Below are 18,219 nucleotides of genomic sequence, written 5' to 3' on the forward strand. Positions count from 1 at the left end.
TTATAAATCCTCCCACGTGTAATGTAAAGGTAATATAATACTCACGGTTGTGCCTTGATCAGGGGCACTTTCAATATTAAGCCCATACTCTTTTCCATAACATAACTGTATTCGTTGATAAATGTTGTAGAGTCCGATACTGGAATTTCGTTTTCCTCTTGAGTGTATCTTGGTTAAGAGTTCACTAAGTTCTTCTTCAGAAAGACCATTTCCGTTGTCGGACACAGCTATAATCACGATGTCACGTTTGGTATCTGTTGACACATTAATATGGATCTGTCCGTTTTCTTCAATCTCTTCTAATCCATGAATAATAGAGTTTTCAACAATTGGTTGGATTAAAAGGGATAGGATATAATAGTTACTTGTGCTAAAATCAGGTTCCACAGTGATAGAGAAATTGATTCGATCTCCAAACCGTAGCTTCTGAATCGTGAGATAAATCTCTATATATTCTAATTCCGTACGAAGACTTATGGTAGTACCTGTACTTTCTAGGTTGTGGCGCATATATTTTCCCAGAAGTTTAACTGCAGTTGCAACATCTCGGTCTTTGTTGGAAAGAGCTTTCATTCGAATGGTTTCCAATGTATTGTATAGAAAATGTGGATTGATTTGGCTAGATAACATTTCGAATTCCATCTTTTGTTGGTGGTTTTCTAAACGCTGTTTGCTGATCTTTCCTTCATAAATCTCTTTGTCCATTTCTTTTATACTTGTAATCATAGAAGTAAGATCCATGTAAACTTCACTTAATTCATCATTACCAGTAAGGCTATGTATGATGTTATAATCTCCTTTACTCACCTTATGCATTTCAGAACGTAAGGTATTGATACGATTGGAGAAGTGGTTGGTGTAAAAGATAACGATAACCAAAGGGACAATGATACTAAAAAGCAAAGTACCAATACAGATGAGCATAATGGACCGCGTATCCTTTAATGCCTTGGTATCAATGGTTACTACGTATAATTTATCCTGACTTTGGATTGGAACAAGGGTAGAGATTTCTAGTAGTGAGTCTTTTCCTTGGTATACAGCACTTCCAGAATACTTAAAGTACTTTGCATCATAATCAATAGGAATAGCAAGGTTTTCATTAAGATTTTGGTTTCCAAAAAAGATGCAATCTTGATTAACGGCTAGAATGGTCTTTAGTGAGTTGTTGTTAATTCTTGATTTAAGAAAATTGTTACTTACATTGATTACTAGTATTGCATAATCACCACGTTTGGTAACAGGTATACGGTAGGAAAAACTCAACTCATTCTGTTCGTTGCCTTTTGTATCTTTGATCGTCTGTGTATGCCACAGATAACGGGCGGTATTGGAGGATTCCTTAAACCAATCCTGTCGTTGGGTATCGGCGGTAATTCGTTTAAAGTTCACATAATCGTGTATGGTTTCATTGGCAGTGTAAAGTGTAATGCTGGAAATCTCGGAATTCTTATTAATGTATTTCTTAAATTTGTTATAGTTACGTAGTGCGGCATCAGATTCTGCATCTGAGGTATAGGTTGTAGCTAAGATTTGTTGTAACTCCTGGTCAGCAAAAACTTCGTCTGCTATATTTTTTAGTGAAGTAGTCATATCTAGAATAATACTGCGAACACGGATATTGTCGGAGTTGATTTGGGCATAATGATGCTTGATCAATAAGGAATGGGTATTAAGAATCAAGTAGCAGCCTACAATAGTAACCGGGATTAAGATGCCCAGTAGATTTACGGTATACAACTGGCTTTTAATCTTCAAGTTGAATTTCTTTTTGTTAATCTTATGGAGTTGTGGCACGGCGATTCTCCTTATTTTATGAATAATATGATCAATTGATTATGTAATTTTATCGTAATTATATACATAATTATTATAATGGTAAGAGAATATTTTGTCAATTTTAGTGGAAAGGGTATAGGCGGATTCATCCATAACAGCAATTACCATAACCTTATAAATATCATAAGTATTTCTAAACTATGAGAGTGTCTAAAAGGATTGACTGGTTTTTCTACCAATAGTACAATAAGCACAGTAGGAAAATTAAGAAAGGCATAGGGATAACAATGCATAAGATAGGTATAATTGGTGGTGGACAGCTTGGGAAGATGATGATTCTTGATGCAAAACGGTTAGATTACTATTTTGTCATCTTGGACCCAACAAAAAACTGTCCCGCAGATAGTATTGCAGATGAACATATAGTTGCAGGATTTGATGATGTTGAAGCAATTAAACAATTAGCAGCTAAGGTTGATGTGGTAACCTATGAATTTGAACATATTAATGCCCAAGCGCTACAGATGTTGGAACAGCAGGGGCATAAGGTATATCCTTCTAGTGAAACTCTTCTTCATATTCAGAATAAGCTCGTTCAGAAGGATTGGTTAAGAAAACATGATATTCCTGTACCTGATTACGTAAAAGTAGGGAACATACAAGAGATTCTTGAAGCAGGAAAAACATATGGATATCCAATAATATTGAAAACCTGCACAGGCGGTTATGATGGAAAAGGAAATGCAGTAATACGACAAGAGTCTGACGTTCAAGAGGCGTTTGAAGCGTTAGGAGCAGGGAAATTACCATTAATGGTAGAAGAGTTTGTACCATTTGAAAAGGAAGTATCTATTCTTGTATGTAGAAGTGCAAATGGAGATATTCAGGTATTTCCAGTGGCAGAGAATGTCCATGTGAATAGCATCTTAGATGAAACGACAGTTCCTGCGGTTATTAGCGAGGACAGTACAAAAGAAGCAATGGATATTGCTAGAAAAACAGTACAAGTATTCGGTTGTTGTGGTATGCTTTGTATTGAATTGTTTGTAAAGAAAGATGGACATATTCTCGTGAATGAATTAGCTCCAAGACCACATAATTCTGGACATTATACCATTGAGGGTTGCTATACATCCCAGTACGAAAATCACATTCGTGCAATTTTAGGACAACCATTGGGAGATTCTTCTTTGATCCGACCAACTGCCATGAAGAATATTATTGGTCAAAGTAATGGAGTTGCTAATGTACAAGGATTAGAAGAAGCATATGAGAGACCGGGTGTTAAGATTCATATATATGGGAAAGAGAAAGTAGCAATTGGTCGTAAGATGGGGCACATAACGGCAACGGCACCAACCATAGAAGAAGCGTTAGAGTCGGTTCGATATGCTTATAGTAAGCTTCGTTTGCTGTAAATGTTTTTACAAGTTCAAAAGCTCGCACATGAACTTTTAAACCATATATCATAAGTTTAACAGAATGAAAGAAAAGAGGTGCCATATGGCCAAAATCGGTATAATTATGGGGAGTGATTCAGATCTTCCAGTAATGAGTAAAGCAGCAGAAATCTTAGATGAATTAAAGGTACCATATGAATTGACGATTGTGTCTGCTCATCGTACTCCAGATCGATTATATGAGTATGCAAAAACAGCAGAAGAACGTGGATTAGAAGTTATTATTGCAGGAGCTGGCGGAGCAGCACATCTACCAGGAATGACTGCAGCGATGACGGTACTTCCTGTAATTGGAGTTCCCGTACAGACCAAAGCTTTAGGAGGTGTAGACAGTTTGTATTCCATCTGTCAGATGCCACCAGGAATTCCAGTAGCAACAGTAGCAATTAATGGTGCATTAAATGCTGGACTATTAGCAGCCAAGATTCTCGCTACAACAGATCTTTCATTGCGCGAACGTTTGAAGACATATGCAGAAGGACTTAATGATACAGTTCTAGATAAAGCGGAACGATTGGAAACCATTAAGTATCAGGCTTATTTACAGAAATAATAACGGTACAGAGTTACCGCTAAGTGTTACCTCGATAGGCTCTAAACAGTTGCTTGAAAACAATTTTCATGAGATTAAAAGAAATTCATGAAAATTGTTTTTTTTATTGGAAAACTTTTTGTATTCTTAAATCATGAATCGAATTTGATCTATATGAGTGAATATTTTTTAGAATTATTGCAGAAGAAATAGAATAATTATGCATTAATCGGGATGGTGAAATTACAGATATTATCTTGTAATATTAGATGACCATCCTGATTTTTTATCAAAAAACCACAACAGGTTAATTCTTTTAAGTAATATTTCAATTCTTCTTCAGAGAGTATGTAAGAAAAGCGTGCAAGGATTTTTGAAAGGTCATCATAAGTCAGAGGTTCTGGACTTTTCTGTAACGCTTTTAGTAAGATGGACATCGCATTTCGCTTGCGAATCTTATGTTTTTTAACTCCACGAGTTGCAAACATTTCCCAACAAACATTTTTTTGTTCTGGTTGATTCCACTGTCTATATGCGAGTTCTGTCCCTTTTGGAGTTAGTATGTATGCATGTGAGATGTATTCGGTATAATCATTCCCATGAAAGGTAAAATATTTGTTCCGTTTATAGACCAAATGTAGATTCATGAGCCAAGTACATAGGATACGGGCATATTTATCATTAGTACTTTCTCGATTTCGTCTGATGTTATTTTTCATATGAGGCTCCGCGTGTGCCAACAAATCCAAGACTTCCTCTTGATCAAGAGAAGAAAAACTGGCTTCTCCAACTAATCCAAGTTCTTTTGCAATTTCATATTTGGTAAGATGTTCATGTTCCTGTAATAGAAAAAGAATACGAGAAATTGGAGGATAAGAAATAATTCCTGTCATTATGGAATTATACTCCTGAGAAGACTGAGGACTGCTTTCTGCAAAACGTATTCCAGCATCTGTAATGGATAAGGTGTCAGTATCATAATGGTATCTGAGATATCCAAGGGATACGGCCCAACGTAAAAAACTATCAGAGGTCCAATTGTCAAGATAATTAATCTTGTTTCGCCCATTTAGTGCTGCTTGTATGATACTGTTACATTTTGCTTGTGAACGAATGGAGGAACCAGTACCCACTAAATCGGTATATTTATACATTGAGCAGGAACTAGATAGAAGATCGAGTAACCGATTCTGTTCACATTGGTCTGTAATCGCGCACGGAATTTTTTTGGTAATCAATTCTTTGTAAAAGTAACTATCTTCGATAAAGATATTAAGTAGTTGCTTTAACTTGTTGAAATCAGTTGGATTCTGTATCCAGCCAAAGGAACGAAGTTTAAAACTGTCATAATAAGAAAAATCATGTTGAATATCAGAAATTGTTGATGATAAAGTGTTCATAATACCCCTCTTTATATAAACATAATGATTAGAGCGTCAGAAAGAATCTTTGCCGCTCTACGTAATGAAATGTACTATACGCATTGAGAAGTGCTATATATAGTACGAAAACATACGAATTTTATATGGTAATTTTATACTAAGCTAGTGTAACATAGTTATTCTTTCTTTTAAAGGGAAAAAAGCAAAAAATTAATAATATTGTAAGAATAAGCATAAATAAAGGTCATTAATGGGAATAGTTTTTGTCGAAAAAGGCAGAAAAAGTAGCGAGTAAGCATAAATACCTAGATGATGGGAACAACTAGTAAAAATATACTATTTGTCAGAATATGTATTGCATTATCAAAATTTATGTTGTATAAAATGTATAGATGTTATTTTTTAGATGTATACGTCACAAAAAAGAAAATAACGCCAAATTTTATAAAACTGAGGATGATTTTTACTGCTTAACTAATACATAAAGACAGTGGAGAGTGCGATGGAGAAAATTGATAGAACGAAAAAACGACTTGGTGATCTACTTGTATTGGATCAAGCAATAACAGAGGAACAGTTAAAGAGTGCACTACAGGAACAGAAAAATCTAGGAGGAAAGATAGGAGAAGTTCTTATTGATCTTGGCTATACAACAGACCGTGATATTGCCAGAGCATTACATCGACAATTGGGACTTGAGATCGTAACCTTATCCGATGTGGAGATCGATGAGAAGATTATCAACTTAGTTGATGAATCCCTCCTTCGTAAGTATAGTGTTATCCCTTTTGATTTTAGTAAGAGTAGTGGAAACATTTTACGGCTAGCCATGGTTGATCCAATGAATTTTACTGCAATTGATGACATATCTATTGTCTCAAACTGCCAAATTGAGCCAGTAGTATCAACATTACGGGAGATTTCATTAGCAATCGACAAGTACTATGGAAACAAAGAAACATTAGCCGTTGTAAAGAAATACACAGAAGAGAAAAAAACTGTTTTTGAAGAAAAAGAACTAACTGAAAACAGTGATATATTAAATTCCCCAATTGTTGTATTAGCAAATTCAATCATTGAACAAGCTGTTCGTCAAAGAGCGAGTGATATTCATATTGAGGCGTTGGAAAGAAAAATTCGAGTGCGTTATCGAATTGATGGAGTTCTAAAAGAAGTTATGAGTTTCCAGGTTAATATGCTTTCTGCTTTGATCACACGTATTAAGATCATGAGCAATATGGATATATCAGAAAAAAGAAAACCGCAAGATGGCAGAATATCGAAGGTAGTTGATCGACAAGAATTTGATATTCGTGTATCTGCATTACCTACTGTATTTGGTGAGAAGATCGTTATGCGTTTGACACCAAAACAGGGGGTAGCGAAAGATAAAAGAGAACTGGGATTTACAGGAAAAGAAGTAAAGCAATTTGATAAGATGCTTTCACATACCCATGGAATAATCCTTGTTACAGGTCCAACAGGAAGTGGTAAATCCACAACATTATGTTCTGCTTTAACAGAGCTGAATCGAGAAGAAGTAAATATTGTTACAGTAGAAGATCCGGTTGAAGCAAATCTGGACGGAGTCAATCAGGTTAATGTCAATGTTAAAGCAGGATTAACATTCGCCTCAGCATTACGTTCCATCTTGAGACAGGATCCAGATATCATCATGATCGGTGAAATTCGAGATAGTGAGACTGCACAGATTGCCGTTAAAGCATCTATCACAGGGCATTTGGTTGTAAGTACGTTGCATACCAACAATGCAGCCAGTAGTATTACAAGATTGGTAGACATGGGAGTAGAGAGTTATTTAATTGCAGATTCTGTAGTTGGTGTAATCGCACAAAGACTGGTTCGAAGATTGTGCACTCAATGTAGAATTCCTTATGAAGCGAGTGCAGAGGAAAAGAAATTATTACATTATGACAAGGAGGAGAAGTTAACACTTTATCGTCCATGTGGTTGCCAACATTGTAGTGAAACCGGTTATCGTGGAAGAATCGGTATCTATGAGATTATGAATATATCATCAGAGTTAAAAGAAATCATTGTTGAGAATAAGAGTTCAGAAGAGATTGAACAATGTGCACTGGATCATGGAATGGATACGTTATATATAAGTGCAACAAGAAAGGTAATTGATGGAATTACCTCCATTGAAGAAATGAAGAGAGTAATTTATGAAGATGATTAAGGAATGAATACTAGTAAGGTTGATAATAGAGAAAAGTTAAGATAAAAGAAAAAAGATCAGCAGATGGTAAGAAAATAAAAAAACAGTTCGTATAGTACAGGAAGAAAAGGGTCATATCAAATCATAGACTTATAGAACGAACGGGAGGTAAAAATAGTGTTTTTAATACAAGATATGTTAAAAATCGCTGTTGAAATGAGAGCATCGGATCTTCATATAGCGGCAGGAATTCCACCAAAGTGTAGGGTGAATGGAAGTTTAATCAGCATTACGAATGGGGTATTATCACCAGAAACAACGGAGATGTTGGTTATGAATATATTAACAGATTCACAGAAGGAAGAACTTGAAAAATTGGGGGAAATCGATTGTTCGTACTCCGTTAATGGTCTTGGACGTTTTCGTGTAAATGCTTTCAGACAAAAAGGTACATATGGAGTAGCAATTCGTTTGATCAATAACAAGATTCCAATGCCAGAAGAACTTGGACTATCCAAATTCATTGTTGATGTTACGGAAAAAAAATCAGGTTTGGTTCTTGTTACAGGACCTACAGGAAGTGGTAAATCAACCACATTAGCAGCACTGATCAATGAGATCAATACCAATAGTAATCGTCACATTATCACATTGGAGGATCCAATTGAGTATTTGCATGAACATAACAAATCCATTATCAATCAGAGAGAGATTGGTAGTGATACGATGAGTTATGCAGCTGCTTTACGTGCTGCATTACGACAAGATCCAGATGTAATACTTGTTGGTGAGATGAGAGATTTTGATACAATCTCAATTGCAATTACAGCAGCTGAAACCGGTCACTTGGTTTTCTCAACTTTGCATACAATAGGAGCAGTAAGTACCATCGACCGTATCATAGATGTATTTCCACCACATCAACAACAACAGATTCGTGTTCAGTTATCAGGCGTTCTACGTTGTGTGGTATCACAGCAATTAATACCAAAGAAAGATAAGAGTGGTCGAGTTGCAGCATTTGAAGTAATGTTTAATAGTATTGCCATTCAGAATCTCATTCGTGAAGGAAAAGGAAACCAGATCGCCACGATCATGCAGACTTCTAGACGAGATGGCATGGTATTAATGGATGATTTTCTGTTAGAGCTGTATAACAGACAGCTGATTGATATGAAATATGCATTGGCATATGCTCAAGATCCTACAGTATTGGCTAAGAAAATGGTGTAGTCAGGATAGGAGAATGAAAGGAGATAGAACATGTCAAATTACACGTATTTGGCAGTAAATGCAGCTGGTAAAAGAAAAAAAGGCGGTATTGAAGCAGCCTCATTGGAAAAAGCGCAGGAATTTCTAAAGATGGAGGGGTTAACTCCCATTAAAGTAGCTGAGCAGGGAGTTCTAGATAAAGAGATTAATTTTGGTATAACGGGGAGAGTAAAACCAAGAGATCTCAGCGTATTCTGTAGACAGTTTGTAAGTATTTTAAATGCTGGCGTTACAGTAACCAGTGCTTTGGAAATGTTAAGTGAACAGACAAAGAATAAAAAATTACAACAAGCTATAAGTGATACGAAAAATGGGATTGAAAAAGGGGAAACGCTTTCCGAAGCAATGCGAAGCCACAGTGATGTGTTCCCTGATTTGTTGATTAATATGGTAGAAGCGGGGGAGGCTTCTGGTAGTTTGGAAACATCTTTTGAACGTATGGCGACACATTTTGAAAAGAGTGCCAAATTATCAGGAATCATGAAAAAAGCAATGATTTATCCTTGTGCCATCGCCATTGTAGCAACCATCGTTATCATAATCATGTTGGTATTTGTAATACCACAATTTCAAGATATGTTTGATGAAATGGGAACAAAGATGCCGGCAATTACAGTAGCAGTCGTGAATGCAAGTAATTTTTTAATACATAAATGGTATATCTGCGTTGGTGTAGTTGCCTTAGTAATTACGATCTTTCAATTATATCGAACCAGTGAACAAGGAAAGATTGTCTTTGCAAAGATTGGATTAAGAGCACCATTGCTGGGAGCTCTCACTGTTAAGTCATCGTCAGCACGTCTGGCAAGAACATTAAGTACGTTAATGTCCTCAGGAATTCCGCTTGTGAATGCAATTGATATTACAGCGAAGTCAATGTCAAACTTGCTAGTAAAACAAGCGTTGATCCATAGTAAAGAAGAAGTTGAGAAGGGGGTTCCCCTATCGGAGCCGATTAAAGCAAGTGGAGTGTTCCCACCATTGGTACATCACATGATCCGTATTGGAGAAGAAACAGGTGGTGTGGATCATATGCTGGACAAAGTTGCGGATTATTATGATGAAGAAGTTGAACTTCAAACACAAACACTTACCGCCGCAATGGAACCTATAATCATATTAGTATTAGCAGCAATCGTTTGTGTAATCATTGCAGCAGTTATGTCTCCAATGTTATCTATGTACAGTGGCATGGAAGATATGTAACCGGTTAATAATCTGACATATTCCGGAGTATGTCAGGTATTAATATAAAATGAAAAAGTGAAAGGTGAAGATTATGAAAAAAATGAATGAAATGAAAGAGCAAAGAAAAAAATTAAATAACAAAGGTTTTTCATTAGTTGAATTAATCGTTGTTATCGCCATTATGGCAATTTTAACAGTAGTAGTAGCGCCACAATTTATGAGATACATCGAAAAATCTAGAAAGAGCGTCGACCTTCAAACAATTGATTCAATTAAGTCATCTATTCAAAGTGCATTAGCTGATGAAGCAGCATGGGATTCAACTGGATCAGTAGATGTAACAATTAATTTCACTAATAGTGGAGATTTTACATCAGTAACTAGTGCAGGTGACCGTAGTATTACTGGATCAACAAGAGTTAGTGCTACTAAAACTGATAATCCTAATGATGATGGTCAAATACCAGAGTTTAATCTTGAGTTAAACGAGAATATGAATAAGACAGTTCGTTTTAAATCAAAAGAATATAAATCTGGTGTAACATTTACAATTAATGGATCTACAAAAGAAATTAAATGGGAAAAGAATGCAGATACGAAATAAACAACAGTAATAATAAAGAAAGTAAGTGACGATATGTACGGATTATTATATTGTAGTGTATTAGTAATGGGAGTTGTATTTGGAAAATATGTCAAAAAATGTTGTGAGAATATAGTAAATAAATACTTTAACACTGCAAAGGAAGAAGTGGAAGAAGATAACAATCCTACATATCATAAAAGGAAACTTTTTTCAACCCCTCTCGTCGAGGGGTTGAATGGAGCTTCCTATCTTCTCATTGTGTACCAATTTGGTTATCGTTTGGATAGTTTGATCTACTGTTTGGTTGCAACATTCCTATTGATGATCAGTGTGATTGACTGGTATACCTTTGAGATACCATTTATCCTTAACAAAAGTATCTTTATTGCAGGTGTTTTGAATTTGGTAATTGATTATCCGAATCGTATTCATAATGTGTTTGGATTTTTTGTCATTAGTGTGTTGCTCTATCTAATATATTGGGTATCCCGAGGAGCGGCAATTGGTGGTGGAGATATTAAACTAATGGCTTCAGCAGGTCTAGTATTAGGAGCATCGAAAATTGTTATTGCATTCTTCGTTGCATGTGTTATTGGTTCCATTATACATATATTACGAATGAAAATCACAAAAGAAAATCATGTATTAGCGTTAGGACCTTATTTGGCAATCGGAATATATACAACCATGTTATGGGGGGAACAGATCATTCAATGGTATCTCCAACATGCGTTGCAAGTGTAATTTTTTGGCTCGTCATGTTAGAAAATAGGCAGGAAAAGGAAGAAAAAAGATAGAAAATCTTCTTTTCGCTAGGAGGGTTTATGGGAAACAAAGTATTGGCAATTGAAATTGGTGAAAAGTTAGTACGAATATGTGAGACCAATTATAATCAAAAAAATATTCATATATATAATGAAATGACAATTGAAACACCAATGGGTTTGGTGGAAGATGGCTATGTAAGAGAAAAAGTAGCATTAAGTAAATTAATAAAAGAGAAATTAAGTATAGAGAAGATAACCAATCGGAAGGTTGTATTCACAATCGCATCCAATAAGATTGCGAGCAGGGAGGTAATTGTACCACAGGTAAAGAAGCAGCAAATAAAACAATTGGTACAGTCAAATGCAAGTGATTATTTTCCAATTAAGATAGATGAATATACGATCGCGTATAGTATTTTAGATACAGAAGAAGGAAAAGATAAAAAAATTCGTTTATTGGTTGTAGCTGTTCCTAATGAAATTGTGAAATCCTATTATGATCTTGCTGAATTATTAGGATTTACAATTCTGAATATGGACTTTGCAGGAAACAGTTCCTACCAATTATTCAAACAAAATGATAGTAAAGAAACCAGTATGGTTGTACACCTCAACGATAACAATGGATATATTACCATACTTAATCAAGGTCATATGGTTTTACAGAGAACGATTCCGTATGGAAGCAGTAACATTATCAATACGGTCATGAACAATCCAGTTTTGGAAGTGAAAACTTATGAAACAGCAGTGGAACTTATAAGAAAGAACTTGGTAGATGTGGATCTAGTTTCTTATGAGGGTGGGAATAAAGTGAATGTCATTGGAGAGGAGGTTGCTGTGACAGCTGGAAATGTTGCTTATCAGGAAACCTATGAGGTGGTTCATAACATCGTCAATAACATTATGAGAATCTTAGATTATTACACGTCAAAAAATGAAGGGAATCCTGTAAAAGCAATTTATCTAGCCAGTGATGGATTACCTCTGAAATATCTGTATGATCTGCTAGAAAAACACACTGGTGTAAAGGTGCTCCAATATGATAAGTTTATCGCTTCTTCCTCCTTGTTTAATAATTCCATCGATACCATCTTGTTAGGACGATATCTGGCTTGTGTAGGTGCGATTATTAATTCTACTAATATTGAAAAAGCAAAGGTTGAGGAAAAGAAGGAGAACCGAGTTGCAGCGCAGATGACAGCCTTGTTTTTTGGTGTTTGTATCATCGTTTCCACTGGCTTAAGTGTAAAATCCTACATGGATTATAACGGATTAAAAGAGGATAAGAAAGAAATAGAGAATAATATACAACAGCTAGAAGGGATTGTTGACATTTATAAAGAGTATAATACAACAACCAGTTTATATAACCAATACACCAATATCTATAGTAAAACTGTTGGTAATAACGACATACTGGTTGATGTTATTAAAGCGTTAGAAGAAAAATTGCCAACGAAAGCAAGAATTGAAGCATTAGATGTTACAGACAGTAGTGTTGTATTAAATCTTGAAACGGATAGAAAAGAAATTATTGCGAAAACGATAAACTCTTTACGAGAATGTGAATGTTTTTGTAATGTTACAAACTTTGGTTTTATTGAGGAAACTGATGAAAATGGATTAACCAGTATAAAATATACAGTAGAATGTTTCTATGGGCAGGTTAATCAAGAAATCGAAGGAGAGAATTAAGAAAAAGGAGAGCCTTCATTATGAAAAAAATTCTTAGTGTGAAACGTAATCGAGTATATATTATACTTATTGGTATTGCGATCTTATTGTTATCTTACTATTGTGTATATCTCAATAATCAGACGAAGATGGATACAATTAAGGAAGATATGAATGGGTTAAATGAGAAATTGGCTGAATTAGAGCAATTCAATAGTAAAAAGCAATTTTACTTGGACGAAACAGATCGAATGAACGGGGAAATAGAAACAATCATCAGCCAATTCCCTTCCGATGTACAACCAGAAGACTTAATTATGTATATAAAGGAAGCAGAAGATGATTATGATGTTTCAATTAATAATGCTACATTTTCAGATGTAATGTCGATTGATGAATTAGAAGATATAATAAGTGCTGAAGAAACACAGGAGAATAAGAATATAGAAGAGATTCAGGATACAGAAGAAACTCAGGATTTGAATGGAAACCAAGAAACAGAGGAAAGCCAGGGGCAGGAAATCACAGAAAGTGCAACTGAGAGTAGTGTTGGGACAAATCCAATTGGCTATAAAATCTTACTCGATATTACGACAAAAACATCGTATGAAGGTTTTAAAGATCTTATTAAGCATATTACAAAAGGTGGGTATAAGTTACATATTACCAATCTTAGAACAAATTATGATGAGACGGGTGACTTAAGCAGTGATGTGACAGTGGAGGTTTACTATATTAAGAATACTGGAGTTGAATATGAAGGAACAAGTATTCCACAAAATCCAGTTGGAAAAGATAATATATTCAATACCCAGAAATAGGTAAATCCAACTTCCCACTTGAATGTATCGAACGAGTACAAGCATCATTTTAGCTAAGACGGGGGATTAAATTGTGGAAGAAAATAGAATGCATAAATTCAGGAAAGACGACAGAGGAGTAACGTTAATTGAATTACTGATCAGTATTGCTGTATTAGCTATAATTGTGATTCCATTATTGAATAGTTTCCTGTTTTCTGTAAAGATGAATGCGAGAGCAAAACAGAAACAGAAGGCGACAATGGTAGCGGAAAATATATCAGAACGAGTGAAAGCAGAAACACTGGAAACGATAAAAAGTTGGACAGAGATTACAGAAGATCGTACAAATGGTAGTGTACTTAACTACCGATTAGAGTCATTCGTGTCACAAGGAAAGAAGTACAATGTTCAGATTATCATGGATCCAACAGATGCTAGCTATAAGAATGGGACTAGCTCCGAATTGATCAATGATCATTCATTTCCTACTGTATCAGAAGTGTATGGCAATTCCAATGCAATCATTACACAAGGAAGTGAGGACGATACGGCAGCAGCAACGTTCTTGGAATATAGTAAAGCAGCAAAAGCGGATAATCCAACTATGACCGCATTTGCAAATGTGGCTGAGATACGTGCGATCATGCAGAAGAATATGAAGATTGAGATATTACCTGGAACAAAAAGTAATCGGGTGATTATAGAGTCTAGTTTTATATACACATGTGATAGTACGAAACTATTGCCGGATGATCAGAAAATAGAGTTGGCAGTGTACTCAAAAGAAATTGAAAATTTGAATAACATATATTTCTTCTATGATTCCATTGAACAAGACTATAGCGATATGCTTCATCAAGATAATCTGTATGTAATCAATAAAGCAAAAAAAGTTGCAAATGTTTATATAGTAAAACGTGGAGAGACAAAGGCGGCTACTGGATATCTTCTGGATGCTACATTTAAGATGCAGTTAGGAAAACAAGTTCGAGGAATCGTGGATTATAAGAAAAATGGGAAATCCTGCTTAACCTTTTATTCGAATCTGAGTCAGACGTATTTGGGAACTGTGAATATACATACAGGTGAAGATACAAACACATTAGCACCTAAATTGGGTGATGTACCGAATCGAATCTATAAGATTACAATTAAGATCTATAATAAGGGTGATTGGACAAAACCATTGGTAGAATTCATGACAACAAAGGAGGAATGGTGATGAATAGAACGAGTTCTTCTTTGCAAAAGGACAATAAAGGTTTTACATTAGCGAGTGTATTATTGCTCATGCTTTTGATCTCTTCTTTTGTTGTTATTCTACTAACGTTAACTGTAATGAATGTACAGATGAAACAAATGGATCGTCGTTCCAAAGAAACGTTTTATGAGGCGGAGCGATATGTTGATGAAATTCAGGCGGGAATCGAAGGAGAATTGGGTGATGCCCTAGGGATTGCATATGAAGAAGTATTACCAAAGTTTGGGAAAATAAGTAATGATGCTCTGGAAGAGGAATATGGAAGAAGAATTATTGCTATCCTTTTTGAATTTTATACAGAAAAAACTTACGTAGATTCTGATACGAGTATAAAGCCTTATAAATTAGACGTTTTGCAAAAATATCTAACGAATACGGGTGATGGGAAAATAGAGAACGTTGTATTGTCATTAGGAAATAATGCTGGGGTCTACATTGATAAAGTCAATTATAGCCAAATTACCTTGAAAAATCTTCGTATTGAGTGTAAAACCAAAGACGGTTATGTATCAAAGACACAACTTGACTTTGAAATTAATATACCAAATTTGAAATTTCAAAACCCGGGATTTTACCTGACATTAGGAGATTATTCCATTATCACCGATGATTATTTGACAAATGACCAGTCACAGAAGGTTGATATTACAGGAAGTGTCTATGCAGGTAAGGGAATTGTGTCCAAAGGAAATGATAGTGAGATTGATTTTAAGTCAGATAATGTTGTTACACGGAATACGATTGCAGCAGATACAGGGGCAACCATTCAAATGGCTGGACAAGATTCCTATTGTCATGTTTGGGCTGATACAATTAAAACTTCAAGTGAGATGAATCCAGATACAGAAGCAAAAACAACGTTAACGATTGAGAATGGTAAATGTTATGTAAAGAACGATCTGGTACTTGATGCAAAACTGAATAATGAAGTACAGATTGAAGGAGAGTATTTTGGATTTGGTAATAGCACAGAATTTCCGATGGAAAGTAGTGCTATGATTATTAATGGAAGAAAATCCACTTTAGATTTATCTGATGTAACGCGGTTAATGTTAGCTGGGCGTGCTTATATTGATGTAGGTGTATCAGGTACAGATAGAGGAGTATTAGTAGGTGAGTCACTGGCGGTTAAGGGAAATCAAATTGCTTATCTTATACCAGAAGAATATATTCGTGGAGGAAGTAATCCGTTAACGATACAAAGTGGTTTAGGAGCGAATGAAATTGAAGTTGATTTCCGTCCGAAAGAGGAGCGAAATTTTCAAAATACTGGGAATGCCTATAAGACGTATTTATCAAATTATCAAGCAATGTATGCTGGAAAAGAAGCGGAAGAAAGAGAGAACGGTAGTATTTTACGATATTTGAAATTAACTACCACAACACCAGGATATAAGAAAGTTGTTGTATTTGATAAAGCAGGACAACAGCAGGTGTACTATTATTTTGAATTCCGCTCAGAAAAGTTAGCAAATGAATACTTCAAAGAATATTGTGAACAGAACAAAAATCGAATTGATGAACGAACAAAGTTGTATGTCGATAGCATTCGTTTGAATGAGAATCTAGATATCTATACGATTGTGGGTAATCTTACCTCGTATGATAAAGATGAGAAGGAAGCCAATCTTGTATATACAGAAGATCCAGCAAGTGTAGAGGCAACTTGTAATCTCTACAAAAATCAATATGAATCCATGATTTATAATTTATATAATAGTGGTTCAGTGGGTGAAGCAACAGCCAATACTTCATTATTTGATAAGTATATTGATCAATCACAATTCAAAGCAGCGGGAACAGACCCTGAAGTATATGCGTACGATGGGGATACGAAAGCGGTATTTGTGAACAACCCAACAACGGCATTCCGAGTAAGTAATGAATTTAATGGATTATCTGGAAAAGGAATTATTGTAGCAACGGGTGAAGTAATTGTGGATATGGATTTTACAGGAACCATCATTTCCAAAGGAGGAATACGATTCTTAGGAGGACATAAGCTAACAGCAGATAAATATACCGTTTATCAATTACTCGAACCATCAAATCCTGGAGTAATCAAGTATTTTAAAGAGTTACAAAATGCTATGCAAGACACTAGTAGTGGTGAGGATACAGAAATTAACATACATGAATTGATCAGTATACAAAATTGGAAGAGATATTAGAGAGGATACAGTATGAAAAAAGAAAATCAAGGATTTACTGTAATTGAATTACTTATTGTATTCGCCATTGTAGGCATCCTAATGCTAGGTGTAACGATGAGTTTCTCTAGTCTAATGAAATCCAATGTAAACCAGGTATCAAAGACCATTGATGGGGAAATGAAGAAACTTCGTATCGTTACATTGAGCAAAGATAAGGCATATTCTTTATTTATCTACAAAAGAGGAAGCTATTATTATTACCAATTTGCAGCAGATGATACACCGTATAATGAGTTAGTTGACGGGAATAAACTAGGAAGAAAAGATTTAGAAATTCAATATCGCATTAAGGGTTCGGAAGACTTCAAATGCTTAGAAGGAAGCGATTTTGTGCGAATTGCTTATAATGCAAGCAATGGAAAATATAGCAATGATCGAGTATATGATCAGATCCGTTTTGTTTCAAATAGTAGACAGAAACAGATCGTTATTGCGAATGTGACAGGGAGGCATTTTATACGCTAATGGAGGAAGAGAGAACAGTGAAAAAACTTAATAATCAAGGTCTTACGTTAGTGGAATTGATTATCGTAATGGCCTTAGCAGGAATTGTTTCCCTTATCGCGTTTTCATTCCTCCAGTCAGGAACGCAGTTCTATAATACGATAAGTGCGGAAGTTGACCTGCAGATGGAATCACAGACTACCTACAATCAGATACGGGAAATGGTCATGAACGCTGAACGAGGAGCAGTTGCATTTGGAATGCCAACTTCTTCCGATAATCGAAAGTTGGTAGTATCAGGAAAATCATATCGAGCTTTAGTAATTTATAATAGCAATAATGTACAAGTTATCTTATATGACCCTGCTAGTAAGAAGCTCTATCTATTGGAAGAAGCAAGAACTAGTGCACAGTATGGAAATCAAGCACATGTCATTTCATGTATTAGTAAAATAAAGGATGAAAATCTTATGTCAGCGGGAGTTAGTGAATTCGATGTTGATACGACTAAATTAAATTCGGTGGCCTCCAATGGAATGCTCAGCATGAAATTGGTATTTACAAAAAAAGGAGAAAACTATACTTGTGAAAGTTATGTAACCTTAAGAAATGATAATGTAAAAAATCCTGATGAACGTTATGAATAGGAGTTGGGTTTGGATCGAATCATAAG

15 protein-coding genes are annotated in these 18,219 nt (G+C 35.3%); 13 read left to right on the forward strand and 2 right to left on the reverse strand.

Annotation, left to right across the window (positions count from 1 at the left end; genetic code table 11):
* Entirely contained in the window at window positions 1-1,797 is a 1,797-nt protein-coding gene (locus tag HBB17_RS01760; RefSeq protein ID WP_167955220.1) for a sensor histidine kinase, read from the reverse strand.
* Between the two features lie 269 nt (window positions 1,798-2,066).
* Between HBB17_RS01760 and HBB17_RS01765 the strand changes: the two genes are divergently transcribed.
* Window positions 2,067-3,197, forward strand: coding sequence for a 5-(carboxyamino)imidazole ribonucleotide synthase (locus HBB17_RS01765; RefSeq protein ID WP_167955222.1), 1,131 nt, complete (start codon window positions 2,067-2,069; stop codon window positions 3,195-3,197).
* A gap of 85 nt (window positions 3,198-3,282) precedes the next feature.
* Window positions 3,283-3,792: a 5-(carboxyamino)imidazole ribonucleotide mutase gene (gene purE / locus HBB17_RS01770; protein WP_167955224.1), complete on the forward strand. Its 510-nt coding sequence runs from the start codon at window positions 3,283-3,285 to the stop codon at window positions 3,790-3,792.
* A 197-nt stretch (window positions 3,793-3,989) separates the two neighbouring features.
* Here the strand turns inward: purE and HBB17_RS01775 are convergent, their stop codons facing one another.
* Window positions 3,990-5,171 (reverse strand): restriction endonuclease FokI recognition domain-containing protein, encoded by a 1,182-nt coding sequence (locus HBB17_RS01775; protein ID WP_167955226.1) that lies wholly within the window; start codon window positions 5,169-5,171, stop codon window positions 3,990-3,992.
* 484 nt (window positions 5,172-5,655) lie between these two features.
* On the opposite strand from HBB17_RS01775, the gene HBB17_RS01780 reads away from it, so the two are divergent.
* The 11 genes from HBB17_RS01780 to HBB17_RS01830 all read left to right on the forward strand — a co-directional run bounded on the left by HBB17_RS01780 (window position 5,656) and on the right by HBB17_RS01830 (window position 18,193).
* The gene (locus HBB17_RS01780; RefSeq protein WP_167955228.1) at window positions 5,656-7,356 is read left to right on the forward strand and encodes a GspE/PulE family protein; all 1,701 of its coding nucleotides are present in this window, start codon (window positions 5,656-5,658) and stop codon (window positions 7,354-7,356) included.
* A 156-nt stretch (window positions 7,357-7,512) separates the two neighbouring features.
* Entirely contained in the window at window positions 7,513-8,568 is a 1,056-nt protein-coding gene (locus HBB17_RS01785; RefSeq protein ID WP_167955230.1) for a type IV pilus twitching motility protein PilT, read from the forward strand.
* Window positions 8,569-8,598: 30 nt separating this feature from the next.
* Window positions 8,599-9,813: a type II secretion system F family protein gene (locus tag HBB17_RS01790; RefSeq protein ID WP_167955232.1), complete on the forward strand. Its 1,215-nt coding sequence runs from the start codon at window positions 8,599-8,601 to the stop codon at window positions 9,811-9,813.
* 73 nt (window positions 9,814-9,886) lie between these two features.
* The gene (locus HBB17_RS01795; RefSeq protein WP_238483651.1) at window positions 9,887-10,399 is read left to right on the forward strand and encodes a prepilin-type N-terminal cleavage/methylation domain-containing protein; all 513 of its coding nucleotides are present in this window, start codon (window positions 9,887-9,889) and stop codon (window positions 10,397-10,399) included.
* 33 nt (window positions 10,400-10,432) lie between these two features.
* Entirely contained in the window at window positions 10,433-11,125 is a 693-nt protein-coding gene (locus HBB17_RS01800) for a prepilin peptidase (protein WP_167955234.1), read from the forward strand.
* An 80-nt stretch (window positions 11,126-11,205) separates the two neighbouring features.
* Window positions 11,206-12,846, forward strand: a complete 1,641-nt coding sequence (gene pilM, locus HBB17_RS01805) for a pilus assembly protein PilM (RefSeq protein ID WP_167955236.1) — start codon at window positions 11,206-11,208, stop codon at window positions 12,844-12,846.
* 20 nt (window positions 12,847-12,866) lie between these two features.
* Entirely contained in the window at window positions 12,867-13,646 is a 780-nt protein-coding gene (locus HBB17_RS01810) for a hypothetical protein (protein WP_167955238.1), read from the forward strand.
* Window positions 13,647-13,734: 88 nt separating this feature from the next.
* Complete coding sequence (locus HBB17_RS01815) at window positions 13,735-14,850, forward strand: type IV pilus modification PilV family protein (RefSeq protein ID WP_167955240.1); 1,116 nt, start codon at window positions 13,735-13,737, stop codon at window positions 14,848-14,850.
* Window positions 14,850-17,060, forward strand: coding sequence for a hypothetical protein (locus tag HBB17_RS01820; protein WP_167955242.1), 2,211 nt, complete (start codon window positions 14,850-14,852; stop codon window positions 17,058-17,060). The genes HBB17_RS01815 and HBB17_RS01820 overlap by 1 nt, the downstream gene beginning before the upstream one ends.
* A 12-nt stretch (window positions 17,061-17,072) precedes the next feature.
* Window positions 17,073-17,567 (forward strand): pilus assembly FimT family protein, encoded by a 495-nt coding sequence (locus HBB17_RS01825; RefSeq protein ID WP_167955243.1) that lies wholly within the window; start codon window positions 17,073-17,075, stop codon window positions 17,565-17,567.
* The gene (locus HBB17_RS01830) at window positions 17,567-18,193 is read left to right on the forward strand and encodes a PilW family protein (protein WP_167955245.1); all 627 of its coding nucleotides are present in this window, start codon (window positions 17,567-17,569) and stop codon (window positions 18,191-18,193) included. Before HBB17_RS01825 ends, HBB17_RS01830 begins: the two co-directional genes overlap by 1 nt.
* The last annotated feature ends 26 nt before the right edge of the window (window positions 18,194-18,219 follow it).

It is taken from the genome of Anaerosporobacter faecicola, from assembly GCF_012070565.1.
In the GTDB taxonomy this organism is placed as follows: Bacteria; Bacillota; Clostridia; order Lachnospirales; family Lachnospiraceae; genus Anaerosporobacter; species Anaerosporobacter faecicola.